Origin of the sequence: Demequina sediminis (assembly GCF_039545075.1) — a bacterium.
In the GTDB taxonomy this organism is placed as follows: Bacteria; Actinomycetota; Actinomycetes; order Actinomycetales; family Demequinaceae; genus Demequina; species Demequina sediminis.
The window spans coordinates 73,948-100,928 of record NZ_BAABRR010000010.1 but is presented as its reverse complement, the minus strand read 5'-3'; the positions used below and the strand labels follow the sequence as shown (position 1 = coordinate 100,928).

Here is a 26,981-nt window from a genome sequence, read left to right as displayed (position 1 = left end):
CGTTGGAACTTCGGATGCCCCGGCGACCTGAGCTTCGGCCTGATCGCGCGATCCGCATTCTGCTGACGACGTGCCATCACACACCTCTAGATCGAGGTGTTGCGACGACCAGTTGAATCCGCCTTGGGACCCTCTGTCCGAGTGGCAGGTCAGATCGTTCAGATCAGCACCTGTCAGGGTGCGTCGGGCGACGGCCTGCTCGAGCGCCGCGACCGCCAGCGATGACGTCATCCGGTCGCTCATCGAGTAGCCGACGATGCGGTTCGAGAACACGTCCTTGAACGCGCACAGGTACAACTTGCCTTCGCCCGTGGGGTGCTCAGTGATGTCCGTGAGCCACACCCGGTCGGGGGCGTCGGCGGTGAAGACGCGTCGGACGTGGTCGTCGTGGACGGGCGGGCCGGCTGTCTTCCCCGTTCCCCTCCTGCGGTGCACGGCCGCGATGATGCCCGCTTCCTTGCACAACGCGTGGACCGTGTTGCGGGACACCTCGAGGCCGAGCGCGTGGAGTTCGTCGGCGATGAACCGGTAGCCGAACTCGGGGTCGTCGGCGTGGACGTCGAGGGCGGCGTTGATCAGGTACGCGCGATCACGGTCAGCGTCCGTGATCGGGTTGGCTTTCCACTTGTAGAACGCCTGCTTGGAAAAGCCCAGCACCCGGCAGGTCACCGCGACGGGGAGGCCGTCAGCGGCAAGGTCAAGGACCAGCGGGTACGTCATTTTGGGGAGAGGGACCTCGCGAAGTACGCGGCGGCGCGGCGGAGGATCTCGACTTCTTCCTCGAGCTGACGGTTGCGCTTCTTCAGCTCACGCATCTGGGCCGACTCCTCAGCCACGACACCGGGACGGACACCGTCCTCGACGTCGGCATTCTTCAACCAGTTGCGCAGGCACGACTCGGTGATACCGAAGTCCCTCGCGATCTGCTTGATCGAGCCGCCCCGACGGGCGACCGCAACGACATCACGACGGAACTCAGCGGGATAGGGCTTGGGCACGGGAAACATCCTTCCAGCACGGACCGAGATCCGTGACGGTCAGAGTCAACCGATGCTGGGGCAGACCCGACCGACCTACGCGCCCGGCCGATGTTCCACCACACCCGGGACGCGATCGAGGCACACCTGACGATCGTGTTCACCGCACTGGCCGTCAGCCGCGAGGTCCAAGCCCGAAGCGGGCTCGCGATCCGCAACGTGATCCGTCAGCTACGGCCCCTGCGATCCGCGACCATCGCGATCAACGGCACCGAACAGACCTTCACACCCGAGATCCCAGACGCGGAGCAAGCCATCCTCGACGCACTCGAACGATCCTGAACTCACGCACTAAGCGAATGAGCCAACTCAGGTCGGACTACTGGCGCGCGAACCTCTCTGCAGACTCGGCGATCGACGCCTGGCGCGAGGTCCTCAACACCGTCGCAGCACGCGAGCTAGCTCCCTAGTAGGCGCCGCGACCGGCGATGACGGCCCACAGGGTGCGCAGGATGATCATCGCGTCGCCGCCCAGGCTCCAGTTCTCGGTGTAGTAGAGGTCCAACCGGACGCTCTCGTCCCACGAAAGGTCGCTACGTCCGCTCACCTGCCACAGGCCCGTGATGCCCGGGCGCACCAGCTGCCTGCGCGAGACGCGAGCGTCCCAGTGCTCGGTTTCGCTCGGCAATGGGGGCCGGGGACCCACCAGCGACATGTCTCCCTTGAGCACGTTGAGCAGCTGCGGGAGCTCGTCAAGCGAATACCGCCGCAGGACCCGGCCCACGCGCGTGACGCGCGGGTCTTCGCGCATCTTGAACAGCACGCCGTTGCCGTCACTCGACTCCCTCAGATCCGCCAGACGGGCGTCCGCATCCACGTACATGGACCGGAACTTCAGCATCTCGAAGAGCTGGTGGTCGAGCCCCACGCGCACCTGGCGGTAGAGCACCGGCCCTGGGCTCGAGAGCTTGACCAGCACGGCAATGATCGCGAGCGGCACAGCCAGCACCGCAAGAATCAGCGCGGCACCAATGCGGTCGGTGAGCAGCTTGAGCGCCACGGTGGGGCCCGAGAACTGCGGCGCCTCCACGTGGAGCAACGGCAAGCCCTCGACCGGAGACATCTTCACGCGGGGGCCGGCCACGTCAACCATCGACGGGGCGACAATGAGCCCAATTCCCGAGCCCTCGAGCGACCAGCCCAGCGCACGCGCCTCGCGCAACGACATGGCGTCGTTGCCCGAGAGCAGGATGAACTCCGCACCCGCGGCGGATGCCTGCGCTACTCCGTCGTCAAGCGGACCCAGGACCGGCACACCGTCGATGTCAGCGACCGCAGGGGTCGTGGTGCCCGGCGGCGTGCAGATCCCCACGACGTTGTAACCCGCGCGCCGCGCATGATGAAGGCGTCTCACCATCTGCTCGGAGACCAAGAGCGGACCCACCACCAACACCTGCGCCTGCATCTCGCCGCGGTCCCGCTGAGCGTGGATCCAGGTGCGCCACACCGCGCGATAGATGAGCAACACGACGGTGCCCAGGGGAAGCGCAAAGAGGAGGTAGCCGCGGCTGATCTGCCACTGCGTGAGAAATCCCACAATGGCGACGATCGCGAAGGTCCACCACCCCGCAGCCACCACCCGCTGAAACTCCTGAGGACCGTGTCCGAGGATCCTGGCCTCGCGCGATCCGGTCACTCCGAGCTGAATGATCCACAGGATCCCGATGGCCAAGGTGACGACCGCGTACGTCTGATTCCCGGTTCCAGCGACGGGCGCCCAGAGGTCCCTTCCGAACCTCGCGGCGTGCGCGAAGACCATCACCAGCGCCACCACAAAGGTGTCGGAGAGGAAAAGGCGCGCCTGATACTTGTGCGCCCAGCCGCGCGCGCCGTACATGCGCTGGATGGATGCGTGGGCGCTCGGCGCCGCCTGGTCCGCTGCGATGTCCCCCGGTGTCACGGTGCCCAGAGTAGCGGCGCTCTATGACAATTGTTCAGGACCTCCCTCGAAAGTCACGAAACGCCGACATAGCCATGGAACAATTGCGGGGGCGCCGCCGGACGGCTGCGCGTGAGGAGAACCGTGGAACTGCAGGATTACCTTCGCATCCTTCGTAAGAACTGGATCGCCCTTGTGGTCCTCACGGCGCTGGGCGCCGGCGCCGGGCTCGCGTTCTCCGTCGTGTCGACGCCGAGTTACACAGCCTCCGCCAAGGTGTTTGTCTCGACGGCCAACTCGAGCGACGTGGCGGACCTGGCAACGGGCAACACCTTCACCCAGCAGCGCGTCAAGACCTACTCGGACCTGGTGAAGACCTCCGCGGTGCTCCAGCCCGTGATCGACGACCTAGGCCTGGGACGCGCCGTGTCGGAGGTACGGGGTCAGGTCTCCGCCTCGACGCCCCTCAACACCACCGTGATCGATGTGACGGTGACCGACGCGGACGCCGTGTTCGCTGCTTCGCTCGCGACCGCGACCGCCAACCAGCTGATCGCCACCGTCGAGGACATCGAGACCACCGATGCCGCGGCCGGCTCACCCGTGCGCTTGTCCGTCGTGCAGCAGGCCGAGGTCCCCGGGGCGCCCACGTCACCCAACCGGAACCTCAACGTGGCGCTTGGCCTGCTCCTGGGCCTCGCCCTCGGGGTGGGGTTCGCGATTGTCCGCGCGACGCTTGATACTCGCGTGCGCAACGAGCGCGACCTCGAGCGGGTCACCGACGCCCCCGTGCTGGGCGGGATCGCGTACGACCCCAAGGCCAAGCAGCGGCCGCTCATTGTCCACGAGGACGCGATGAGCCCCCGGGCCGAGTCCTTCCGCACGTTGCGCACCAACCTCCAGTTCCTGGACGCAGAGCGCTCCGAGCGCAGCTTTGTCATCACGTCCTCCATGCCCTCCGAAGGCAAGTCGACCACCGCCGCCAACCTGGCGATCACGCTCGCCGACGCCGGTGCGCGCGTGCTCCTGGTGGGCGCGGACCTGCGCCGCCCCAAGATGGCCGCCTACATGGGTGTCGAGTCGGGCGTGGGCCTCACCGACGTCCTGATCGGCCGCGTCGAGCTCTACGACGCCGTGCAGCGCTGGGGCAGGAGCGATCTGTTCCTGCTGCCGGCAGGATCGATCCCGCCCAACCCCAGCGAGCTCCTGGGCAGCTCCCTCATGGAGACGTTGATCACGCGCCTCAACGCCGAGTTCGACGTCGTGCTCTACGACGCTCCCCCGCTGCTACCCGTCACCGATGCCGCTGTGCTCGCGCGCCTGGTGGGCGGCACCGTGCTGATCGTGGCCGCGGGATCGACGCATGCCCACCAGGTCGACAGCGCCCTGGCGGCACTCGAGACCGTGGGCGCCCCGCTGTCCGGCCTGGTCCTCACCATGCTGCCCACCAAGGGGCCCGACGCGTACGGCTACGGCCGCTACGGCTACACCTACGCGGAGACCGACGGCAAGAAGTAGCCCGGCATCGTCCCGCCGGCAATGACAAAGGCCCCCCGCACCGTGAGGTGCGGGGGGCCTTTGCTCTAAAGCGAGTGAGCCTTACGCGTTGACGTTCGCGCGGCGACGGCCGGCCACGAACACCGTGGTCGCGCCGGCGACGAGCAGGACGCCCGCACCGATCGCCAGGCCGGCGTTCTCGAAGCCGGTGCTCGAGAGCTCCTCGTCCGTGCCACCGGTCGCGGCCGCGACGTTGACCGAGGCGGTGTCGACGGCCTCGCCGTTGATGATGGCGGAGATGCCGATCACGCCGGCGGTGCCGGGCGCCGTCACGGTGAACTCCGCGACGTTGTTGACGATGGTCTTGGGCGCAGAGGTCACGGTGCCAGCGATGGTGGCGTCGTCACCCGAGGTGGTGGTCTGCAGCTGAGCCGAGGCGCCGTTGGGGCCCTCGACCGTGCAGTCGAACGTCTGGCCCTGGTCGACAACGGTCGCCGAGCACGTCAGCGCGTCGTCAGGGGCGGGGTAGGTCTCCGCGAAAGCGGCGGTGGGTGCGAGCACCACGGCGCCTGCCAGCGCCACAGATGCGAAAGTACGAGCGATCATTGTTTGCCTCCCAGCGTGCGGCGCTCTCTGCACCGCCATGGATTCGCGTTCATGTTAACAGCCATCTAGCAGTTAATCGGCAGTCCGGGTGTAAACATTAGGTTTCGAACCCGGGGTCTCCACCACGGCCGGTGCCAGGAGCGACGGCTCCGTGGCGATAAGTCCGAACACGAGCGTGGTGGATTGTCCGGGTTCGAGCACAATGCGCGTGCTCGCGACCGTCCGGCCGTCATGGACTTCCGGGTTGAAGAATCCCGGCCGACCATCCCGAGTGAGATTCGCCACACCCATTCCCACCGCGGGGTAGACAAGCACGTTCGCGTGGAACTCCCCCGCCGGCACGTAGACATCTCCGCCCGAGACGTACTCGGGAAGGCTGGCCACGTCCCCATCGAAAGTATGGGTGTAGGTGACCTCGATGGTCTGCCCGCCCAGCGACCCATCCGAGCAGAAGTGGTCCGTCACCGTGGTCTCGGAATCGACATACCACCCAATCTTCGAACCCGAGCCGTCGTTGACGAACACGCCCACGGCATCGGCCCTCTCCAGGAAGCCACCCGCGATGGGCGTGGACGCCAGGAGGGCCTGCTCCTCGCCCTGCGCGGACCACAGCATGAACCGCCCCGCCTCGATGGCACGCTCCACCCCCGCGAGGGCCGTGGCCTCCCCCGAGACGATCCTCCCGAACAGCTCCGCCGAGGCGCGCGCAAAGAAGGCGTCCTGCTCCGCCGGCTCGGGGAACTCGAGGTAGCTGTCCCGCAGCATGACCTGCGCGAGGTTCTCCCCCGTGATCTCGAACGGGCCCACGGCCGTGGCCGGTGCGCCCTCGAGCATCCAGCCCAGCGCGACGGGGTCGATCGAGATCACGCCGTCGACCTGCTGGTCGTATTCGGCGTCCCAGAAGCGCGTGATGAGCTCCGCCGAGCGCGGGAACTCGGGCGTGAAGTTCACGTCCTGCGGGTAGACCTCCATGCGGCGGGTGAAGATGCGGAGTTCATCCTCCGTGAGGCCGCCCACGCCGTCCTGACTGACGAGCGCCGATGCCGGGGCGTAGGTGCCCATGGTCATCCGGCCGTCGGTGACGGTGAGTTTGATGATGGCGCCAGGGATGCCGCCCGTGGTGCGCGGCTCCGCGTTGTTCTGGACCATCACCAGGTACGTGCGGGGTCCGTCGCCGCCCAGCATCGCGGGGAGCAGCTCCGCCGCCACGTGGCCGCCCTGGACCATCGCCGCCACCGCGTTCACTTGCGTGCGCAGCTCGAGGAACGGCTCCTGGATCTGCGGGAGGGTGGCGGTGAGGTCCTGGGACTCGAGGGTGGACTGCTGCGTCTCGAGGGTGGCGGCCGCCTGGGCGAGCGCGTCCCTGTACGGCTCGAGCGTGAGGGGGTCGATGCGGCCGTCGGTGAAGCCAGGGACCGCGAGCGCATCAAGGCTGCCCATGTCCGCGAGTGGCGCGAGCGCATCCGTGGCGATGGCCTCCACGGCGGCGCCGGCCTGCGCGAGAGGCGTGGCCTGGTCGCGGACCCACGGCGTGCGGGCCGCAAGCCACCAATGCGGGCCGTCGGTGGCGCCGGCGAAGGTGGTGGCGGCCTTCTCGAGCTCCGCGACCTCGTGTGTGAGCGCATTGGGGTCGCGGGCCGCGAGCGCGTCCTGCGCGGCGGCGGCGTGCTGCGTGAGCGCGTCCTTGGACTGCAGGAGCTGGTAGCCATCCCACGCGAAGGCCGCCCCCGTCGCGATCAGTGCCAGGACTGGGATGCCCACGGCCCACGGCCAGACGCGGCGCGGGCGCTGGCCGCTGGCGTGCTGGGCGCCGGCACGGCGGCGCGCGCCGGAGCGCCAACGCGCGCCGGAGGCGTGCGGTCGCGGGGTCATGCGGCTCCTCAGCGGGTATGTGGTGGTGGCGGCGGACGACGTCTCACCAGTGCCGCCAGGCTACCCGGACCCCCGCAGATGTGGCACTTGTCACTCGGCCAGCGTGGACTTCGCCACAACGGGCGCTGAGCGTGACAAGTGGTGCTTACACTCTGGCCACCACTCGATGTTGACCTGGGGAGGACACCGTGCAGCAGACGCCGCACACGGCGGAGCCACCCCTCGCGCGTCCCCGCGCGGACCGGCCCCACCTCAGCGAGGACGAACGCCGCCGTCACCGCGAGTGCGGGGCGATCCCCCTCCACACCATCGATGAGGTCCAAAGCATCGGCGCGGTGCTCCGCGTCTCTCCCCTGAGCGGCGTCATCAACGCCGTCAGCGCCAACCGCGCATCCTGGCTAGGCCGCACCCTCGACCGCGCTCACCCCGACCTCCCGCGCGCGGTGAGCGAGGGCAGCGAGGGTGAGGCCACCATCGTCCTCGAGGACGTTCCCCACTATGTGGCCGTTCGCACGCATCCCACCCACCTGTTGGTCGAGCTCGAACCCACCGGCGCCGATTCCGCGGCGACCGTCGCAGGAGCGCTGGACGCCATCCATCGTCTGGCCTCGATCACCGACCCCGACCAGTTGGTCCACGCCGCCGCCGCCGAGATCAAGGTGCTGACCGGGTTCGATCGCGTGACCATCAACAGGTTCCTGGACGACGGCCGCGGCCTGATCATCGCGGACGAGCACGAACCAGGCATGGACCCGTACACGGGCCTGCATTTCCCGGCATCGGACATCCCGCCGCAGGCGAGAAAGCTGTACGTGCGCAAGCTGTCCCGGAGCATTGTCGACGCGATCGCGCCCGTGTCTCCCATGCGCTACCTCCAGGGTGAACACGAGCCCGTTGACCTCACCTCCACGGACCTGCGCGTCCCCGCGGCCCACCACCTCGAGTTCATGCGCAACATGGGCCAAGTGGCCACCGTGTCACTGAGCATGACCGACGGCGATCGCCTCACCGGCATGATCATCTGCTCACACCGGAGCCCGCGCCACCTCCCGCGTCCCGTGCGGCGCCAACTCGAAGTGGTCGCACGCCTGCTCTCCGCACGCATCGAGTCCACCCGCCGGATCGCGCGGCTTGAGCGCCAAATCTCCCTGCGTCTCAAGCGCGCGGAGCTTGTGGCGCCGTTCTACGGCACCGCCCCCCTTGACGGGGTGATGGACGATGCCGTGGGCCTGTTGCGCGAGATGGTCCCCTGTGACGGCGTGTACCTGAAGATCGGGGAGGAGGAACGCTCTGACGGCGCGGTGCCGCCGCGCGAGGCGCTCGCGGCCGCCGCGAAGGCCTTCGCGGCGGGCCGCACAGACGCGGGAGACGATCCCGTGGTGACGGACGCGCTCGCCGAGGAGTTCCCCTCCGCATACGCCGAGATCCCCGGCGTCGCCGGCGTGATCTACCTCCCCTTGAGCGACCCCCAGCACGGCGAGACGCACGACATGCTGGTCTTCATGCGTCGGGAAGCCGAACGCGACGTCCACTGGTTGGGCGAACAGACGCGTGCCAACCGGAGCACCCCCGTGTCCCCGCGCCGCGAGTTCGCGCTGTGGCGCGAAACCGTTGCCGGACGTTCCCTGCCGTGGGCACGCGCCGCGGAGGAGGCGCTGGACCTGGGCGAGGACATTCGCGCCGCGGTCACCGCGCGCAAGAACGCCCACCTCGCGGACCTGGCGCGCTACGACACGCTCACCGGCCTTCCCAATAGGCGCTACCTCGAAGAGTTCGGTGCGCGGCTGTCCTCCACCCGCCGGTCACGCGTCGCGGCCATCTTCCTCGACCTCGACGATTTCAAGGACGTCAACGACGACTACGGTCACGACGTCGGCGATGCCGTGCTCGCCGCGCTCGGCCGGCGCATCGCGGGCGTCACGCGTGACCGCGACCTGCCGGCCCGGCTCGCGGGAGACGAGTTCGTGGTGCTGTGCCGCGACGTGGAACCGAAGGAGGCGCACGCGATCGCCGCGCGTCTGGTCGAAGCCCTGGTCGCCCCGCTCGACATCGACGGTCAGGAGTTCTCGATCGGCGTGTCCGCTGGCGTAGCCATGGGATCAGCATCGGAGAGCTTCGAAAATCTGCTGCGCGCCGCGGATCAGGCGATGTACCGAGCCAAGAGGGAGGGCACGGACGTTGAGCATGCATAGCACCCGAACTCTCGACGAGGCCGGAGACGCCCCCCGCATCGAGGACGTGATCGCACACCTGCCGGTCCCTGTCGCGACCGCACGCGTGCGCAACACCAGCACCGGGTCTGCCGGCTGGGAAATCGTGTCCGTCAACGGCGCCTTTGCCGAACTGTTCGCGGTGGCCCCCTCAGCGGCTCGTGGCCAGGACCTGCGCCGGTTCTATCACGCCGACTTCGACGCGATGCCGCTCGACGCGGACCAGGCCGCCCAGCCCGTGCGCGTCGAAGCAGAGACACGCGAGCCCCTGGGCCGCTCCACCCAAGTGCTCCTCACCGTGGCTCCTGCGGGGGAGGACCCCTCCCTGCGCATCGTCTCCTCCCGCGAACTGGATGCCAACGCGCTCACACGGGCGTTGCGCACCACGCGCGAGCAGTTCCGGCGGCTGGTCAACGACAGCCCCGACATGACGTACGTGCTCGACACCGCAGGCACCGTGATCGATATCAATGAGGCCGGCGCGTCGAGGTCGGCTTCCCGCGGGACCTCATCGTCGGCCGCGACCACCGGATGCGCGTCCACCCCGATGACCTGGCGGACCTCGACGCGCGCCTCACACGCGTCCTGCACCGCTCCGTCGAGCAATTCGAGGCCAGGCTCATCACCAGTGACGACCGCGTGGTCCTGCTCGATGTGCTGGCCCGCCCCTACATCGAAGACGGCCTGGTGGTGGGCATCTTTGGACGCGCGCGCGACATCACCGACCGCCGCCAGATGGAGCTGAAGCTCTGCGAGAGCGAGGAGCGCTACCGCTCGCTCTACGAGGACAACGTCGACGCCGTGTCGACCATCGACATCGACGGCAAGGTCATGTACGCCAACAATGCCACCGCGCAACTCATGGGGTATTCGCCCGACGAGGTCGTGGGCAAGAACTTTCTGCCGTTCATCGCGGCGGACCGCATCGAGGAGACCGCCGCGCACTTTGGGCGCGTGGCCCAGGGTCAGACCGTGCAGTACGAGACCGCCATCATCACCGCCGACGGCACGGATCCCGAGACGCTGCTGCGCAGGGCCGACTCCGCCATGTTGGCCGCCAAACAGGTGGGACGGCGGCGCGTGGCACTGCACCACGAACTCTCCGGCCAGGAGGAGGCGCGCGGCCAGCGCATGGAGCTCGCCCTGCGGAGTGCGATGTCGAACCGCGAACTCTCGCTCGCGTACCAACCCCAGGTGGCACGGTGGCGCGACGCCGGGCTGGGGGACATCCTCATATCCGTCAACATCTCTGTCGACCAGTTCTACGACATCGAGTTCGCCCACCACCTCGAGGCGGCCATCGAGCTCGCGGGGATCTCTCCGGAGTCGCTCGTGCTCGAGATCACCGAGTCGATCGCGTCCCAGTCCGAGATCGTCGTGGACCAGCTCCACCGCTTTGCCGGGATTGGCGTGCGGATCGCGATCGACGACTTCGGCACGGGGTACTCGTCGCTGCGCTACCTCAAGGACTTCCCGGTCGACTACGTCAAGGTCGACCGCTCCTTCGTGGACCAGATGGAAACCAGCAAGCCCGACCGCGACCTGGTGTCGACCATCGTGGCGCTCGCTCAGAACTTTGGACTCGCGACCATCGCCGAGGGCGTCGAGACCCCCGAGCAGGCAACCCGTCTGCGCGAGTTGGGGGCCGAGTACGCCCAGGGCTTCCTCTTCGGACGGCCGATGCCCGCCGCCGAGTTCGAGGAGTGGCTCGCCTCGCGGGAGTGAGGGTGCTCGGGAGCGGAGCGCGACCACGCTGACGCCAGGGTGATTCACGAATCGCGAGCGTGCGTCGGAAATGGCGACGGACCGGCCGTGCTCGGCCGCGTGGCGGGCATCGTCCCTCCCTAGAACCCGCCACCGTAGCCTGCTGCACCGGCGCACCGGGCGCGCCTCCCTCCCTTCCCAAGCACGCCCGTGGCTGGCAGGATGGCGCGAAAGCGCCGACCGAGGGCACCGTCATGGGGGGCACCGTGACCGACATCCTTGCCGTCTGCACGGGGAACGTCTGTCGCTCACCCGTCGCGGAGATCCTGTTGCGCGCCCATCTGGGGCAGGAGGCGCGCGTCACGAGCGCTGGCACGCATGCGCGCGAGGGCGCCGTGATGCCGCGCAACATGCGCATCGAGCTCAAGCGGGACGGCGTGGATGCCAAGCGGCACCGCGCAAGGTCTCTCACGCGCGGGATGCTCGAGGACGCGGGCCTGATCTTCACGGCGTCGCGCAGACAGCTGCGCTACGTGGAGCCTCTCGCTCCGGGCGCCGCCGACCGCGCCTTTGTCCTGGGCGACCTCGCGGCCGTGGCGCGTGCGGGCGCGGTGCTGCGGGGCGACTCGGTGAGGGACCGGATCCTCGATGTCCCGCGCGTCGCGGCGCTCCATCTGGCCGTCGTCGACGAGGCAGACTCGACCGACATCCCCGATCCCATGGGCCACGACCAGACCACGTATCGCATCGCGTACTTGCTGCTGCGCGAGATGGTGGGAGACGTCGCGAGCTGGGTGCGGGGTCGCTAGCAGGCCGGTCGCTAACAGCCCGCGGCCGCCTCGGTGACGCGGTCGGCGGTGGCCTCACGCGGGCCGGGGGTGAGGACTAGCGTGGGCGGCGCGGCGACCGCGGTGGCCGTCAGGTCATAGGTCAGCGTGGTGGACCCGCCCGGCGCCAGGTCGACTCGCGCCTGGGACATCGGTCGGCCATCGTGGGTGTGCGGGGCGAGGAAACCGGGCTCGCCGTCGCGCGTCATGGCCGTCACCCCCATCCCCGCCGACGGGTAGACCAGCACATTCGCGTGAAACTCGCCGTCCGGCACGAAGTTGCCGCCGCCGCTCACATAGCTGGGGAGCGCCGCCAGGTCCCCATCGAAGGTGTGCGTGAGGGTGATCTCGAGGGTCTGCGCGGCGAGCCGGCCGTCCGTGCAGAGGTGGTCCGTGAGCGTCACAGCGGTGTCGACGTAGTAGCCGATCTTCGAGCCCGAGCCATCGTTGAGGAACACGCCGAGCGCGTCCGTTCGAGACAGGAACGTGCCACCTAGCGGTGTAGTCGCGAGCAGCTCCTGCTCTGCCGGACGGTCCGAATAGAGCATGAGGCGCCCGCCCTCGATCGCGCGGTCGATCCCGTCCGCGGACGGTCCCTCCTCGAGGAGGGTCTCAAACAACGCGGACGATGCCCTGGCAAAGAACGCGTCCGAGTCGCCAGGGTCGGGGAAGGCTAGGTACGCGTCGGCGAGCATGATGCTTGCCAACGTGTCCCCCGCGATCTCGAAGGGGGGCACCTGGGTGACGGGGGCATCGTCCAGCAGCCATCCCAGGGCCACCGGGTCGATCGCGAGGACACCGTCGGGGCGCGTGCCGTGCGCGGCCTCCCAGAAGTCGAGCAGGACCTGGGCGGCGCGCGGGAACTCGGGGGTGAAGGTCGCATCTTGCGGGAAGCGGGACATGCGGGCGGAGAAGAGCGCGAGCTCGTCGTCGGTGAGGGTCGCGGTCGCGTGGCCTGCGGGGCCGGTGAGGGTATACGAGGGCGTGAAGCCGCCGAGCGTGAGCGTGCCGTCGCTGGCCGTGACCTCGATGAGCGAGGCAGGAATGCCGCCAGTGGCGCGCGGCTCGGCGTTGTTCTGGACCGCGATCAGGTACGTGCGGTCCCCCTGCTCGCCGAGCATTCCCGGGAGCAACTCGGCCGTCACGTGCGCGTTCTGGAGCTGAGCGGCGAGGTCATCGAGCTGGGCCGCGAGCCGCGCCAACGGGTCGCCGATGGGCGGCAGCGTGTACTCCGTCGCCGCGTCCCTGAGGCGTTGTTGCTGGTCGCGGAGGGTTTGCGCGGCCTGCGCGAGGGGCTCCCTGAAGGGCTCGAGCATGGCGGGGTCCAGGCGGCCGTTCTCGAACTGGAGGGTCGCGATGCTGTCGAGGCCGCCGTCGTGCCGCGCGGCGGTATCGCTGAGTGGCGCGAGGGCCTGGGTGGCGATCGCGTGGGCGGCGGCGCCCGCGGTGCGCAGGGGTATGGCCTGGTCGCGGATCCACGGGGTGCGCGCGGCGAGCCACCAATGGGGGCCGTCGGTGGACTCGCTCGCGGCCGTGGCGGCGACCTCGAGGGCCTCGACCTCGCGCGCGAGGGCCGGGGCGTCGCGGTCCTCGAGCGCGTCGCGGGCGGCCTGGGCGTGGGTCTCGAGGTCCGTCGCCGCGCGCTGGAGGCGGGTGGCGTCGTAGGCGAGCAGGGCGGCGGTCACGAGGAGCGCGGCCGTCGTGAGGAATGCCAGCGTGAGGCCGATGCCGTGGGCCAGTCCCGCCCGCTTGCTCGGTTGGCGGGGGGGTGGGGTGGCCGGGAGTGGGGTGGCCGGGGGTGGCTCGTGGGGGGACTCGGCGCGCGGCGAATCCTCGCCAGCCCGAGCATCGTCCCTACCCACGCGCCCTCCCCTCAGCGGGCCTCCCCAGCGGGCCTCCCCAGCGGGCGGCCGGCGCGAGCCCCCCCCGCCATTTCCACCCAAATCCGACTATAGGGGAGAAGTTATCCACAGGCGAGGGGGCATTGGAGTCCGGTTTGTCCTGAATGTCAGAGGTGCGTGATGGACTGTGAGCATGGAGTTCTCGACGGACAGGCTGATGGTCGCGGTGGAGGCGCTGAGCGCCTTTGCCGGCCGCGACCTGTCCGCGCTGCCGTCCGACCAAGTGGTCGAAGTGCAGCGCGCGGCCGTGCTGGTGCGCAACCTGGCGGAGGTGCCGCTCGCGATGGCGGACACGGTGCTCGCGCATCGGCCCATGGAGTATGCGCGCAAGAACGGCCACCAGAGCAATCCCGACATGTCGGGAACCGTGACGGGCCGCAGCGGCAGGCGCGTGCGCGAGACCATCGAGGCAGGTGAACTGTTTGGCGGCGGTGGGGCTGGCGGTGAGGGCCGTGACGCCAGCGCACAGGGCTCGACGTCCGCGCCGCCGCCCTATCCGCTCATCCTCGAGGCCTTCGCGGCGGGCCGGCTCACCGCGGAGCAGGCAGCACTGCTACGCCGGACGCTCGAAAAGCTGGCTGGCTCGGCGGCGGGGCTCAGGGAGGGCACGGAGGCTCGGCTGCTGGAGAAGGCCCTGCGCATGAGCATGCGAGACCTGCGGCGGGCGTGCGACCGGCTCGTCAGCCTCGCGCAGTCCACGGATGCGCACGAGCGCGAGCGGGCGCAGTACGAGCAGCGAGCCGTCACCGTGCAGACGGATCACGAGGGGATGGTGGTAGTGACGGCCCGCCTCGATCCGGCATCGTCGGCGGCCGTGACCGCATACCTCGACGCGCACGTCCGGGCTGCATATCAGCGTCGGCAGGACCAGGATCCCGCGATGCGCGACACGCGACCACGGATTCAGATCATGGCGGACGCCTTCGTGATGCTCTTCACCCACGGACTCGACTGCGACCGCTTCACGGGCGGAGTGAAGACTCAGGTGATCGTGCGGATCGATGAGTCTGCGCTTCGCGAGCGGGTCGCCGACTCCGTGGGCTCCATGGGCGACTGCGATCAGCTCGACGCGCCCCTCTCGGCGGCGTCGCTACGCCACATGGCGGTGGACGCGGAGCTCCTCCCGCTGGTCCTGAACAGCCAGTCGGAGGTCCTCGACATGGGCCGCGCACAGCGGCTCTTCGACAAGCGGCACAGGATTGCCCTGGTAGAGCGGGATGGAGGCTGCGCATTCTGTCATGCGCCACCTGCCTGGTGCGTGGTGCACCACATCAGGTGGTGGTCCCGACATCTGGGGCACACGAGTCTCGACAACGCGATCATGCTCTGCGTCCGATGCCATCATCGAATTCACGACGACGGCTGGGGGATCGACATCATCGACGGCGTGGTGTGGTTCATCCCACCCTCCCACATCGACGAGAGCCAGACCCCACGGCTTGGCGGCAGGGCGGCACTCGACATCACACGTGAGTATGTCCATCCGGGAACTCACCGCGGGGTCGGCCGCGTCACCCACGGGCCTCCGCTCTACGCGGGTGGGTGAGGCGGGAACATGGGCGGGTGGCGGGGCGGGTGGTCGCGGGGCGGGGCGGGGCGGGTGCCGGCGGGGCGGGTGCGCGCTGCGGCGAGCCGCGCGCACGAATCGCACCCACCTCTCGGCATCCGTGCCAGGCGCTGGTACCGTGGGTGCGGACCGCGCCGTGGAATCCGACAATTCGGACAAACCGATGCTCGGCGGGCATAGCGCCAACAGGGGGTGACCGCATGGCACGCATCTTGACCGTATGCACGGGCAACATCTGCCGCTCACCTGCCGCCGAGCTCCTCCTCGCCCGAGAACTCGAGGGCCACGCACTGGTCGGCAGCGCGGGCACCCACGCGATGGTCGACTCCCCCATCCCGGAGGAGATGCTCCTCGAGCTCCGCACCGACGACATCGACGGAGCCGCCCACCGCGGTCGCCTGCTCACGGAGCAACTGATGAAGGAGGCGGACCTCATCATCACCATGACGCGCGAGCACAGGCAAAGAGCGGTGCAGATCGCGCCATCGGCACTCAAGCGCACGTTCACACTGGCGGAGCTCGCCGCGTCGGCAGGCACGGGGGCCGTGCTGGAGTCCGCGACGGTCGTGGAGCGGATCCGCGAGCTTCCGTCCGCGATCGCGGCCCACCGGTACACGCTCGCCGGCTTCGACCTCGACGACGTCCCCGACCCCTACCGCCGCTCGCAGCGCGCGTACCACGACTCCTACGCACTGATCAGGGGCGCGGTCCGCGACGTCTCTCTGTGGCTGAGGGGCGAGCAGGTCGACGCCGCGGTCGCCGACGTCGCCAGCTAGCCACCGCCCACCGGACTGCGCGGCCGCTGACCCCACACCGGTCGCCACTGCCGTCCGAGTCGCTGACGCCCGCGTCGCTGACCCCCGAGTCGCTGACCCCACCGGTCGCCACTCCCGTCCGACGGTCGCCCAAATATCCCTTTCGCACCCCTTGTGACCTATGTCACATCTGTGTAGTGTCCGAACTGCATAAATAACGCGAAAGCGGACATAGCACTCACCGTCGCGCGGCCTGGGGGGATCACTGGGAACGCGCTCGTCCCCAGTAGAGGTGAACCGTGACCATTGCCCCGGCATGTCCATCGGTGGCGTCAGCATCGCCCCCGCGAGTCTCGACCAGGCCGTCCAAGACGCCCTCGAACATGCCCACCGCCACGACTCGACGTGCCTGCGCTTCACCAACACGTGGTGCATCGTGCTGGCCGACCGGAACCCGGGATACAAAGCACTCCTCAACGCGAGCGGAGAGAACTTCGCCGACGGCCGCCCCGTCGCTGACGCCGTCGCCAAGAAGGGCGGGATGGACGATGCCCATGTCAGGGGCCCGTCGTTCTTCGAGGCGGTACTCGACAGGGGACGCCTCACCGGCACGCGCCACTTCTTCTACGGCGCGGACGACGAGACCCTCGCCCGCCTCGTGACCGTGATCAACCAGCGCTATCCGGGAGCGATCATCGCGGGCCGGCTGGCGCCGCCCTTCGGCACGGCTGAGGAACTCTGTGCACCGGAACTCCTTGAGCGCATCGCCATCGCAAAGCCGGACCTGGTGTGGGTGGGACTCGGTACGCCCAAGCAGGACATCGTGGCCACCCGTATCGCGGAGGACCTTGGACTCACCACCGCGGCCGTGGGCGCCGCGTTCGACTTCGTGGCCGGCACCAAGTCCGTCGCACCCCTGTGGATGCGCCGCGCCAAGCTCGAGTGGGCCTTCCGCTTCCTCAGCGAGCCGCAGCGGCTGTGGCGCCGGTACACCGTGGGCATCTACGAGTACGAGCGGATCATGTGGCGCGAGAGGCATCGGGTCGCCTGACGGGCGGGAACCGGGGGAACAGGGGCCCGAGGGGGGCGGTTCGCGGCGATGGGGGGCGTCGCGGACCGGGGGGACTCGCCCGCTCTCGACGGTGTCGGCGACACCTGGTCGCTTGAGTGTCACATGACCTCGGTAAACTCGGCCCCGTCGACCGCACCACACTGACTGGGGGAGCATCATGAAGCGCGCATTCATTACCGGCATCACGGGACAAGACGGGTCCTACCTCGCGGAACTGCTCCTCTCGAAGGGGTACGAGGTTCACGGACTCATCCGCCGCGCCTCGACGTTCAACACCAGCCGCATCGACCACCTCTACGTGGACCCCCACGAGACTCAGGCGAAGCTCTTCCTCCACTACGGCGACCTGAGCGACGGCGCCAGGCTCGTGTCCCTCCTCGCCGCCATCAAGCCCGACGAGGTCTACAACCTCGCCGCCCAGTCGCACGTGCGCGTGAGCTTCGACGAGCCCGAGCACACCGGCGACACCACCGGAGTCGGCTCGATGCGCATGCTCGAGGCCGTCCGCATGGCAGGCATCAACACGCGCTTCTACCAGGCATCGTCCTCCGAGATGTTCGGAGCGACCCCGCCGCCGCAGGACGAGGACACCCCGTTCTACCCGCGCAGCCCGTACGGCGCCGCGAAGGTCTACTCGTACTGGGTGACCAAGAACTACCGCGAGGCCTACGGCATGTTCGCGGTCAACGGGATCCTCTTCAACCACGAGTCCCCGCGCCGCGGCGAGACCTTCGTGACCCGCAAGATCACCCGCGCCGCCGCCCGCATCAAGGCCGGGCTCCAGGATGACCTGTGGCTGGGCAACCTCGACGCCGTCCGCGACTGGGGCTACGCCGCGGAGTACGTCGAGGGCATGTGGCGCATGCTCCAGGTCGACGAGCCCGACGACTTTGTGCTCGCGACGGGCGTGGGCATCACCGTCCGCGACTTCCTCGAGGAGACCTTCTCCCACCTGGGCCTGAACTGGGAGGACCACGTCAAGTTCGACGAGCGCTACCTGCGCCCCACCGAGGTCGACGCCCTGATCGGCGACGCGTCCAAGGCGGAGGCAAAGCTCGGCTGGAAGGCGACCGTGGACGGCCGCGCCCTCGCCCGCCTCATGGCCGATGCTGACGTCGAGGCCCTCACCCACGAGGGCTCCGCGTGGATCGACAAGGTCTCGCTCGACTCGTGGACCGCCAAGTGACGTCCGGGCCGGCGTCCCACGGCGAGTCCCACGGCGGATCCCACGTCGCGTCCGACGGCGTCGAGTTCACGCCCGGCCCTCTCGACCGCGACGCCACCTTCTATGTGGCGGGCCACCGCGGGCTCGTGGGCAGCGCGATCGTCCGCCGCCTCGAAAAGGCGGGATTCACGCATGTGGTGGGACGGGCATCGGCCGATCTTGATCTGAAGGACCGCGACGCGACCTTCGCATTCTTCGCGGAGACCAAGCCCCGCTACGTCGTCCTGGCCGCCGCGAAGGTCGGCGGCATCATGGCGAACAACACCTACCCGGTGGACTTCCTCAGCGACAACGTGCGCATCCAGACCAACGTGATCGACGCCGCTATCGCGCACGACGTCGAGCGACTGCTGTTCCTGGGCTCGAGCTGCATCTATCCGCGCCTCGCGCCGCAGCCCATCCGCGAGGACAGCCTGCTCACCGGCCACCTCGAGCCCACCAACGACGCGTACGCGATCGCCAAGATCGCCGGCATCCTCCACATCCAGGCCGCCCGACGCCAGTACGGCAAGGCGTGGATCTCCGCGATGCCCACCAACCTCTACGGCCCGAACGACAACTTCTCGCCGCAGGGAAGCCACGTGCTGCCGGCGCTGATCCGCCGCTACGACGAGGCCGTCGCGAGCGGCGCTGCCTCCGTCACCAATTGGGGCACCGGCACGCCGCGCCGCGAGTTCCTCCACGCGGACGACATGGCCGATGCCTGCCTCCACCTCCTCGAGCACTACGACGGGCCCTCGCAGGTCAACGTGGGCACGGGTTCCGACGTCACCATCCGCGAGATCGCGGAGACCATTGCGGGAGTGGTGGGCTACGGCGGCCGCACCGAGTGGGACACCACGAAGCCCGACGGCACGCCCCAGAAGCTGCTCGACGTCTCGCTCCTGACCTCGCTGGGCTGGACCGCGCAGATCTCCCTCGAAGAGGGCCTGCGGCGTACCGTCGAGTGGTACCACGAGAACGTGGAGCAACTGCGGGGGTAGTTTCTGCGTCGCACCGGGGGGGAGGGACGATGCCTGAGGCGAGTGATCGCGCCGCGCCGGCTCGTGCCGCGCGAACCCATGGCGAAGCGCGTCCGCGGGTGCTGGTCTTCGCGTTCGCGTGCGACCCTCACCGCGGCTCCGAGCCCGGAGCAGGGGCGGCGATCGCGAAGGCCGCCGCACTCGTGGGAGACGTCACGGTGCTGACCCGCGCGGAGCCCGGCCGAGACCCGGCGGTCGACATCCCGGCCGCCTGCGGGGTGACCCGTGCGGTCGCGATCCCGTCGCGTGCCTGGGAGGCGCGCCTGCCGGTGCACGTGCGCTACGCGGCCTGGTGCGTGCGGGCGGCCGCGTGGCGGCGCGCCCACCGCACCGGGAGCGACTACCAGGTCCTTCACCACGCGACGTATGCCTCGGACTGGTTCCTCAATCCGCTGATGCTGCTGCGCAAGGCCCCCGGGGAGCAGTGGGTCGCCGGCCCGGGCGGCGGCGCCACCTACCCGTCCGTGGCGATCGCGCGCGCCGCGGCGGGCGGCGGCGTTGCCACCCTCGCCAGCGAGCTCGTCCGACGCTGGTCGACGCGGGCCTCGCGACGCCTCATGGCGGCACGGCTTCGGCGCCGCGTCGACCACGCCCTGGCCCTCAACCCCGACTCGCGGGCCGAGCTCTCGCGCCTCGGCTTTCCGCGCGTCAGCGTGACATCCAACGCCGTGATCGACTACGCGGCGCTGCCCTTGCGCGAGGATCACCGGCCAGGCTCGGCGCCGCGGGTGCTCTTCATGGGACGCGGCACGCGATGGAAGGGACTGCCGCTACTGCTGCGCGCCGCCGCGCACCTCCCGCCCGACACCGTGATCGATATCGCGGGCCCGGGCACCGACGCGTCCGCGTATCGCGACGCCGCTGCGGCGCTCACTCATCTCAGGACGCCCGTGACGTTCCACGGCTCGCTCCCGCGCGACCGGGCGCTCGCGCTCCTGGCTGCGACGGACGCGCTGGCCTTCGGCTCGCTGCACGACTCGGCTCCCTGGGCCGCTGCCGAGGCCGCCGCCCTGGGCGTCCCGGTGGTCTGCCTCGACCTGGGAGGCGTCGCGATGATGGCCGGCGAGGCCGCCCGCGTGGTGAGCACCGCGGACGCCGACTCGCTCCCCCGCCGATTCGCCGAGGCGCTCGTCGCGGCGGCCGCGGAAGACCCCAGCGACCGCCCGCGCCCCACGCGAGAGTTCACGCTCGGCGCGCTCGCGGAGACCCTCGGGGCCGCCTACATGGGCGCCCCCGTGGCCAGCCCGGGCATCGTCCGTCTGAGGCGGGAAGGCTAGCCGGCACCGCGCTCAGCCCGTACCCCCACGGCCGTACTCGACCACGACGTGCCGCGACGCGGAACCCACCATCCCCACCCCGCGCGCGACCCGACCCACGAAGTGCCCCGTGGGGTCGTGCAGCGTGATGGCCGCGAGCGTTCCCGTCGCGAGCGCCTTCGCCACCCTCCCCACGCCGCCGACGGCGACCGCGGCACGCGACCTCTCGGCGAGCATGACCCTGCCCAGCACGTTGCCCGCGCGCAGGTGACGCCTCCACGCCCACCGCAGGCTCATGCGCGCGGGCTCGAGAGGTTCGCGCACCGTCGCCTCCTCGCTCCACACGAACGTGCAGCCGTGACCGCGGATGAGCCCCCAGAAGAACTGCGTGTCCGAGCCTCCGGTGCCCGAGAATCGCTCGTCGAAGCGCGGCGCGCCCGCGCGCTCCCACGCCTCGCGCCGCACCAGGGTGTTGTTGGTCGCGGGCAGGCCCTCGCTGCTTCCCGTGGGGCGGCGGCGGCGCTCGAACAGGCCCGACCGGCGCACCCAGCCCGGCGCGTCCGACGGCAGCACGGTCTCGACGTTGCCGTTGACGATGTCTGCGTCGTGGTCGTGTGCGGCGTCGAGCAGCGCGCCCAGCCAGCCGGGAGGCACGAGCTCGTCGTCGTCGACAAAGACGAACGCGTCCACCTCCGCGGTGACGTGGTCGAGGCAGCGGTTGCGGGCGGCGGCAATGCCGGGACGCGGCTCGTGCGCGTAGACGATGCTCCGACCCGGCGCCCGGGACGATGCCGCGGTGACCGTGGCGGCGGCCCTCCCGTCCGGATTGTTGTCGACCACGAGCAGGGTCGCGCGCTGCGTGGTCGGATCCGCGAGGTAGGTGTCGAGGAACGCGGCCAGCCCGTCGGGACGGTCGTACGTGCACACCGTCACGAGGATGCGCGCGGGGTCAAGGACGGGGCGCTCAGGAGGCATGATCGAGGTCCGGATCGGCGGCGAACGTGAGCGCGACCGCGAGCGCATAGGTCATGTACCCGAACGGGGACTCGAGGATCACGCCCACCAGCGCCGCGAACAACAGCCCCACCTGGATGGCCGCTCCGATCCTCGCGGCCCGCGCGGTCCGCACGCGTCGCAGGGAGGCGATCAGCACGGCCGCGACCGCGCTCAGCGCGAGCGTGGCACCCACGATTCCGAGCATCGCGAACCAGCCGATCACGAAGCTGTGCGCCTGGCGCACCGCGGCGTCCCCCGAGAGGTGGACGAGTGCTCCTGAGTCGGCGACAAACGAGGACCCGAACCCCTCCCCGAGCCACCTGCTCCAGGGGTCGCTAGCGACGTGCGCGACGATGCTCTCCCACGCATCGACCCTCGCCGATGTCGTGTTGGACGACCCCTCGACCGCGGGACCCGCCACGAGCCGCTCGAAGCCCCTCGCCCATCCCGCCGAGGACCGCGCGGCCACCACGAAGGCCGCGAGGAGCATCGGCAATGCCAGAAAGACGGCGGCGAGCCGGACGGGTCCGAGGCGCTCGTCCCTGAACGGGCGCGCGCCCACCACGGTCACCGCGACCACCAGCAGCGCCGCCACGAGCCCCGCGCGCGAGCCATGCGCCATGACCGCGGCGGCGCTGAGCACGATGATTCCGAGCCGCACCGCGAGCGGCACGCGCCGCGCCGCCAGCATGGTCGCAATCGCGATCCCGCACACCAGCCCGTCAAAGTCGCCGCGCGTGGTGAACACCGGGATGCCGGCGAGCGGCATCGAAATCTCCGGGAGCACGCCGAACACGGCCGCCCCGAACCACACCGAGTGCACCGCTGCCGCCGCCGTCACCCAGCGCAGGACGCGCCCACGGCCCACGATCCTCACCGCGCGCACCAGGACGGGAGTGAGCGCGAGGTATGCGAACGGCAACGCGTCGCGCACCGCCAAGAGGTCTCCCGTTCCTCGCATCACGCCGAGCGCGAGCGCGCCGACCCACAGCGTCGCCGCGGTCCGCAGCACGCGCGGGGAGCGCGCGACTCCGGGGACGGACCCGTGGCGCGCGGAGTCGAGTGCGAAGAGCGCGAGGCCGGCGATCACCAGGAGATCCGCGAGGAAGACCGGCGTGCCGGGGATGCCGATGTAGCTGCCCCAGCGACCGCCCGCGACCGCGACCAGCGGACCGGCAATGATCAGCGCCGCTCCCGCGTGGAGGGCCGTGCGAGGGGCACGGGGCACGAGCGTGGTGGGTCCGGGCGGGGTGGGCACGAGTGTGGTGGGTACTGGTGTGGTGGGTCCGGGCGGGGTGGGCACGAGTGTGGTGGGTACTGGTGTGGTGGGTCCGGGCGGGGTGGGCACGAGCGTCGTGGGCGCGAGCACGCTTGCCCGACCAGCGTCCCTCAGCCCGGCACGCGGAAGACCACGCATTTCGGTCATTTCTCCCCCGTCGCCCAGGCTATCCGCGGGGACTGTCACTGTCTACGCTCCCGCCGCGCGCGCACGACGAGGTTGAGCGCGATCCTCAACAGCGCCGACACCGCACCCGCGACCGGCACCGCAAAGACGCCGAGCGACGGAAGGAGCGCCACGAGCACCGCGAGCGCCGGGAGCTCCGACCCGAGCGTGAGGCCGAGCGCGAGCCCATACCTGCGCTCAGCCATGTTGTACGCGTTGAACGGGTTGGCCGCGGCGGAGAGCGCATAGGCGCCAGCGCGAGCGCTCGCCAGCCCGGCTTCGACCGGACGGCCGAACAGCACCGCGAGCAGTGGCGCCAGCGGCAGCAGCGCGAGCGCATACGCCGCCCCAGTCCCCGAGACCACGGCCACCATGCGCCGCATCACCCTGGCGGCACGGCGGTGGTCGCCCGCGCCGATCGCCCGCACCGCCCGTGGCATCATCGCGGAGGCGACCCCGGTGCCCAGGATGAGCACGGGCTGCGCCGCCACGCGCGCCGCCTCGAGGCCCGCGAGCGCGGCGGGCGACAGCAGCGCGGCCACGAGCAGGTTGGTGACGTAGCCCGCGCCGTGGCGCGAGAAGCCGGTCGACGCGATGAGCATCGCGCGCGGCACCGACACGAGCTCGCGGTCCTCCATCAGCGCGACACCGCGCAGCAGCCGCACCCCCACGATCACGCTGACCAGGTTGCCCGCCACCAGCGCGCCAAAGGGAGCAAGGGCGATCAGGGCGACGCCCGCACCCGCGGCCCCACCGCCCCCCGCGTCCGCGGCCCCACCGCCCCCCACGAGCACGGCCGTGAACACCACCGCGACCGTCGCCAGATTCACCGCCGACACCGCCGCCGCCCCGCCGTGTCGCCCCACCACGTGAAGCGACGCCCGCACGTGATCCTGAAGCGGCGACAGGCCCGTCAGCACCGCCGCGGTCCCGCACAGCGCCGCGAACGCCGCCCGGTCATCCACCACTCCCGACAGCGGAAGCCCCGCGATCACGACCCCGACCGCGGTGATCGCCCATAGCGGCGCCGCAGCACGCAGGTCCGCGCGGAGGTCGGTGCGGCGCGGCTCGGCATGGCGGTTGGCATGGAGTCGCTGCGGGATGTAGACCATGTACTGCGGCGCGATGGTCAGCGCCGTCACGGCCGCGAAGACCAGGGCATACAGGGCCAGCCGGTCATCGTCGAGCGTGCGCAGCGCGATGAGCCCCGCGAGGAACGTGGCCACCGAGGCCGTCCCCGCATCAGCGAGGGAGAGGAGGCCGCCCACCCCCCTGGGCGCGCGCATCGTCCCTACGCCCGGCGCGCCCGCACGTGCCGCACCAAGCGCGGCACCGCGTAGGTCGGGTCGACCGCGACGGCCCCCATCACCTGCAGGGCGCCCGCCCAGCGCCCCTGCGCGAGCGCGAGTCCGCCGTCGCGGTACGCGGCCGCGGCATAGTCCCGCCGGCGCGTGCGCCACGACGGGGCGTAGGTGGCGTCGAACTCGTCCCAGCCCAGGTCCCCGCCCGCGTCGCGGCGCGCGAGTCGCTCCTGGATGAACCGCATGTGCTTGCGCTGACGCGCATACGAGCGCGCGCTCGCGGCCGTCGTGCGCAGCCGGTACCCGCCCGTCGGGTGCGGCACGTAGCCGAGCTCGCCGAGCCTCGCGATCCGCGCCAGGAAGTCGAGATCCTGCGCCAGCCGAAGCCCCGGATCGTACGGCCCAGCCTGTGCCACCGCGTCCGCACGGAAGACGATCCCGGAGAGGGGGAAGGGCATGAGGCGTGCCGCGCGAATCCGCTCGGGTGCGTCACCCACAGTGGGGTCCTCGCCGGCCGCGGATCCCAGGTCGCGGCCCGACTCGTCGACGTAGCGCATCATCGTGCCCGCCGCGACGACCCCGGGCGCGTCCAGCGCCGGCAGGGTGCGCTCGAGTTTGTCGACATCCCAGAGGTCGTCGGCGTCGAGGAATGCGATGAACTCGCCGCGCGCCCTGTCGATGCCCAGATTGCGCGCCGTCGAGACGCCGCCGTTGTCCTTGGTGAGGACGGTCAGTCGGGGGTCCATGATCGCCGGATCCCTGAGGCCGTCGAGATGCGCGAGCGTGCCATCTGTCGAGCCGTCATCGACCACGATCGCCTCGAGCGCGGTGTGGGTCTGAGCGAGCACGGACTCGACGGCATCGCGCACGAAGGCCCCGACGTTGTAGGTGGGAATCACCACCGTGACCAGGCTCGCGCTCATGTCCCTCATGCCCCCCATGTCCCTCACCTCCCGACTATAGACACTCATCCGGTTCGTCCAGAAGGTCCACTTCGCGAACGACCCCCCAGGTTCGAGGGCCGATGCCCGCCCACCCCCTCCCGCGAAGGCCCACCCCTGCTGTAGTGTCCGAATCAACGGGGCATGGCCGTGCCGGGGGGGCCGGCCACGATGGGGGGCCGCTGTGGAGTTGAGGGACTACCTGAGAATCCTCAGGAAGCACTGGCTGGTGATCGTCGCGCTGACCGTGCTGGCCGCGGGTGCCGGCCTCGCGTACGCGACGTTCACCACGCCCGTCTACACGTCGTTGGCGCGGGTCTTCGTGTCCACCACCGGCGCCGGCTCCACCTCCGAGCTGGCCCAGGGCAACTCGTACACGATGCAGCGGGTGCAGACGTACTCCGAGCTCGTGAAGACCGCCGCGGTCATCCAACCCACGATCGACGCGCTGGGGCTCACGGATTCGGTGGGAGCGGTGCGCGGCCGCGTGTCCGCGACCTCACCCGCCAACACCACGATCATCGACATCACCGCGAAGGGCTCGGACGGCCGGGCGGCCGCGAGCCTCGCGACCGAGGTCGCCCGCCAGCTCATCACCGTGGTCGAGGACTGGGAGCAGACCGGCACCATGGAGGCCTCGCCCGTGTCACTCACGGTCGCACAGGAGGCCGAGGTGCCCGGCGCACCCACGAGTCCGCAACGCACCATGAACGTCGCGGTGGGCCTGGTCGTAGGGCTGTCGATCGGGATCGGGGTCGCGCTGCTGATCTCGGCGCTCGACACCAAGGTCCGCACCGAGCGCGACCTGCGCCGCATCACCACGTCGCCCATCCTGGGTGGCATTCCCTATGACCCGCGCGCCCGCACGCGGCCGCTCCTGGTCAAGGAGGACAGCCAAGGAGTGCTCGCCGAGGCCTACCGGTCGCTGCGCACCAACCTGCAATTCCTGCAGGCGGGAGGCACCGCGCACAGCATCGTCATCACGTCCTCGGTCCCCGGGGAGGGCAAGTCGACCACCTCGGCCAACCTCGCGATCGCGATAGCGGAGACCCAGACGCGCGTCCTCCTGGTCGAGGCGGATCTGCGCCGCCCCAAGGTCGCGGAGCTCATGGGGCTCGAGGGCGGCGTGGGGCTGACCGACATCATCATCGGGCGCGTCTCCCTCGACGATGCAATCCACCCCTGGGGCACCTCCGGCCTGCACGTGCTGTCCGCGGGTGGCATCCCGCCCAACCCGTCCGAGCTCCTGGGCTCCCCCACGATGGCGGGGATCGCGCGCGAGCTCGAGGAGCGCTACGACCTCGTGCTCTACGACGCCGCACCGCTCCTGCCCGTCACCGATGCCGCGGTGCTCGTCCAGCATGTCGGCACCGCCGTGGTGCTCGTGGGCGTGGGGACCGCACACACGCCCGAGGTGCGCGCCTCGCTCGAGAGCATCGAGCAGGTGGGCGTGCCGGCCGCAGGCGTGGTGATGTCAATGTTGCCGCTGCGTGGCGCGGACGGCTACACGTACCGCCGCCGCGGCCACGGCTACGCGTACTCGACGCCGGACACGAAGGACTCGTGGCGGAGGCGCCGCCGTGCGGCGCGAGCGGCCCGCAAGGCCGAGCGGACGCGCGGGCGCTCCAGTGCCGGGGTGAGGGACGATGCCGGAGCGAGGAACGATGCCGGCGTCACGGGCGGTGCCGGCCTCACGGGCGGCGCCGGCACCCGCGAGCGGGAGTTGGCCGCGGGCGCGAATCCCCCCTCCAGCGGCGCGCAGGCCCAGCCCGATGCCCCGCTCACCAAGCGCGAGCGCAGGGCTCGCGCGGTGGGTGCCAGCCGCGCCGAGTAGCGGGCCCCCGGGGCGGACCCGATGGGCCCCGGCGG

19 protein-coding genes and 3 pseudogenes are annotated in these 26,981 nt (G+C 70.3%); 13 read left to right on the top strand and 9 right to left on the bottom strand.

The window, feature by feature from the left end:
• Nucleotides 1–123: 123 nt before the first annotated feature.
• Nucleotides 124–998 (bottom strand): annotated as a pseudogene (locus ABEA62_RS10045) (IS3 family transposase); the annotation flags it as partial.
• A gap of 69 nt (nucleotides 999–1,067) precedes the next feature.
• Here ABEA62_RS10045 and ABEA62_RS10040 point away from each other — a divergent pair.
• A pseudogene (locus tag ABEA62_RS10040) lies at nucleotides 1,068–1,319 on the top strand (IS1634 family transposase); the annotation flags it as partial.
• Nucleotides 1,320–1,443: 124 nt separating this feature from the next.
• On the opposite strand, the gene ABEA62_RS10035 reads toward ABEA62_RS10040, so the two are convergent.
• Complete coding sequence (locus ABEA62_RS10035; protein WP_286214143.1) at nucleotides 1,444–2,937, bottom strand: sugar transferase; 1,494 nt, start codon at nucleotides 2,935–2,937, stop codon at nucleotides 1,444–1,446.
• Nucleotides 2,938–3,060: 123 nt separating this feature from the next.
• Here ABEA62_RS10035 and ABEA62_RS10030 point away from each other — a divergent pair, with 123 nt between their 5' ends.
• A complete protein-coding gene (locus ABEA62_RS10030) occupies nucleotides 3,061–4,434 on the top strand; it encodes a tyrosine-protein kinase domain-containing protein (RefSeq protein ID WP_286214144.1) in 1,374 nt (457 codons plus the stop codon).
• A gap of 81 nt (nucleotides 4,435–4,515) precedes the next feature.
• Here the strand turns inward: ABEA62_RS10030 and ABEA62_RS10025 are convergent, their stop codons facing one another.
• On the bottom strand, nucleotides 4,516–5,019 hold the full coding sequence (locus ABEA62_RS10025) for a hypothetical protein (protein WP_345379911.1): 504 nt from the start codon (nucleotides 5,017–5,019) through the stop codon (nucleotides 4,516–4,518).
• Nucleotides 5,020–5,091: 72 nt separating this feature from the next.
• Nucleotides 5,092–6,891, bottom strand: a complete 1,800-nt coding sequence (locus tag ABEA62_RS10020) for a DUF4012 domain-containing protein (protein ID WP_286214146.1) — start codon at nucleotides 6,889–6,891, stop codon at nucleotides 5,092–5,094.
• 188 nt (nucleotides 6,892–7,079) lie between these two features.
• On the opposite strand from ABEA62_RS10020, the gene ABEA62_RS10015 reads away from it, so the two are divergent.
• From ABEA62_RS10015 to ABEA62_RS10000, 4 genes and pseudogenes are all read left to right on the top strand, one after another.
• Nucleotides 7,080–9,083, top strand: coding sequence for a sensor domain-containing diguanylate cyclase (locus tag ABEA62_RS10015; protein WP_345379909.1), 2,004 nt, complete (start codon nucleotides 7,080–7,082; stop codon nucleotides 9,081–9,083).
• Nucleotides 9,076–9,576, top strand: a pseudogene (locus ABEA62_RS12710) (PAS domain-containing protein); the annotation flags it as partial. The gene ABEA62_RS10015 and the pseudogene ABEA62_RS12710, both read left to right, overlap by 8 nt.
• Before the next feature lie 56 nt (nucleotides 9,577–9,632).
• Nucleotides 9,633–10,826 (top strand): sensor domain-containing protein, encoded by a 1,194-nt coding sequence (locus ABEA62_RS10005; RefSeq protein WP_345379907.1) that lies wholly within the window; start codon nucleotides 9,633–9,635, stop codon nucleotides 10,824–10,826.
• Nucleotides 10,827–11,071: 245 nt separating this feature from the next.
• Entirely contained in the window at nucleotides 11,072–11,614 is a 543-nt protein-coding gene (locus tag ABEA62_RS10000) for an arsenate reductase/protein-tyrosine-phosphatase family protein (RefSeq protein WP_286214151.1), read from the top strand.
• An 11-nt stretch (nucleotides 11,615–11,625) separates the two neighbouring features.
• Here the strand turns inward: ABEA62_RS10000 and ABEA62_RS09995 are convergent, their stop codons facing one another.
• On the bottom strand, nucleotides 11,626–13,494 hold the full coding sequence (locus ABEA62_RS09995) for a DUF4012 domain-containing protein (protein ID WP_345379904.1): 1,869 nt from the start codon (nucleotides 13,492–13,494) through the stop codon (nucleotides 11,626–11,628).
• A gap of 172 nt (nucleotides 13,495–13,666) precedes the next feature.
• Between ABEA62_RS09995 and ABEA62_RS09990 the strand changes: the two genes are divergently transcribed.
• The 6 genes from ABEA62_RS09990 to ABEA62_RS09965 all read left to right on the top strand — a co-directional run bounded on the left by ABEA62_RS09990 (nucleotide 13,667) and on the right by ABEA62_RS09965 (nucleotide 20,451).
• A complete protein-coding gene (locus ABEA62_RS09990) occupies nucleotides 13,667–15,079 on the top strand; it encodes an HNH endonuclease signature motif containing protein (protein WP_286214154.1) in 1,413 nt (470 codons plus the stop codon).
• A 221-nt stretch (nucleotides 15,080–15,300) separates the two neighbouring features.
• Entirely contained in the window at nucleotides 15,301–15,876 is a 576-nt protein-coding gene (locus ABEA62_RS09985; RefSeq protein ID WP_286214155.1) for an arsenate reductase/protein-tyrosine-phosphatase family protein, read from the top strand.
• Between the two features lie 295 nt (nucleotides 15,877–16,171).
• Entirely contained in the window at nucleotides 16,172–16,906 is a 735-nt protein-coding gene (locus tag ABEA62_RS09980; protein ID WP_286214156.1) for a WecB/TagA/CpsF family glycosyltransferase, read from the top strand.
• A 175-nt stretch (nucleotides 16,907–17,081) separates the two neighbouring features.
• Nucleotides 17,082–18,113 (top strand): GDP-mannose 4,6-dehydratase, encoded by a 1,032-nt coding sequence (gene gmd, locus ABEA62_RS09975; RefSeq protein WP_286216738.1) that lies wholly within the window; start codon nucleotides 17,082–17,084, stop codon nucleotides 18,111–18,113.
• Entirely contained in the window at nucleotides 18,110–19,135 is a 1,026-nt protein-coding gene (locus ABEA62_RS09970) for a GDP-L-fucose synthase family protein (RefSeq protein ID WP_286214158.1), read from the top strand. The genes gmd and ABEA62_RS09970 overlap by 4 nt, the downstream gene beginning before the upstream one ends.
• Before the next feature lie 29 nt (nucleotides 19,136–19,164).
• Nucleotides 19,165–20,451 carry a glycosyltransferase gene (locus tag ABEA62_RS09965; protein ID WP_345379898.1) on the top strand — a complete coding sequence of 429 codons (1,287 nt, stop codon included), beginning with the start codon at nucleotides 19,165–19,167 and terminating at the stop codon, nucleotides 20,449–20,451.
• Nucleotides 20,452–20,463: 12 nt separating this feature from the next.
• Here ABEA62_RS09965 and ABEA62_RS09960 read toward each other — a convergent pair whose 3' ends face one another.
• From ABEA62_RS09960 to ABEA62_RS09945, 4 genes are read right to left on the bottom strand one after another with little or no spacing between them, the layout of a single operon-like run.
• Nucleotides 20,464–21,405 carry a glycosyltransferase family 2 protein gene (locus ABEA62_RS09960; protein ID WP_286214160.1) on the bottom strand — a complete coding sequence of 314 codons (942 nt, stop codon included), beginning with the start codon at nucleotides 21,403–21,405 and terminating at the stop codon, nucleotides 20,464–20,466.
• Nucleotides 21,395–22,852 (bottom strand): O-antigen ligase family protein, encoded by a 1,458-nt coding sequence (locus tag ABEA62_RS09955; RefSeq protein ID WP_345379896.1) that lies wholly within the window; start codon nucleotides 22,850–22,852, stop codon nucleotides 21,395–21,397. The genes ABEA62_RS09960 and ABEA62_RS09955 overlap by 11 nt, the downstream gene beginning before the upstream one ends.
• A gap of 35 nt (nucleotides 22,853–22,887) precedes the next feature.
• Entirely contained in the window at nucleotides 22,888–24,156 is a 1,269-nt protein-coding gene (locus ABEA62_RS09950; protein ID WP_345379894.1) for an MATE family efflux transporter, read from the bottom strand.
• Between the two features lie 5 nt (nucleotides 24,157–24,161).
• Nucleotides 24,162–25,112, bottom strand: a complete 951-nt coding sequence (locus ABEA62_RS09945) for a glycosyltransferase family 2 protein (RefSeq protein WP_345379918.1) — start codon at nucleotides 25,110–25,112, stop codon at nucleotides 24,162–24,164.
• A gap of 184 nt (nucleotides 25,113–25,296) precedes the next feature.
• Here ABEA62_RS09945 and ABEA62_RS09940 point away from each other — a divergent pair, with 184 nt between their 5' ends.
• The gene (locus ABEA62_RS09940; RefSeq protein WP_345379892.1) at nucleotides 25,297–26,946 is read left to right on the top strand and encodes a tyrosine-protein kinase domain-containing protein; all 1,650 of its coding nucleotides are present in this window, start codon (nucleotides 25,297–25,299) and stop codon (nucleotides 26,944–26,946) included.
• The last annotated feature ends 35 nt before the right edge of the window (nucleotides 26,947–26,981 follow it).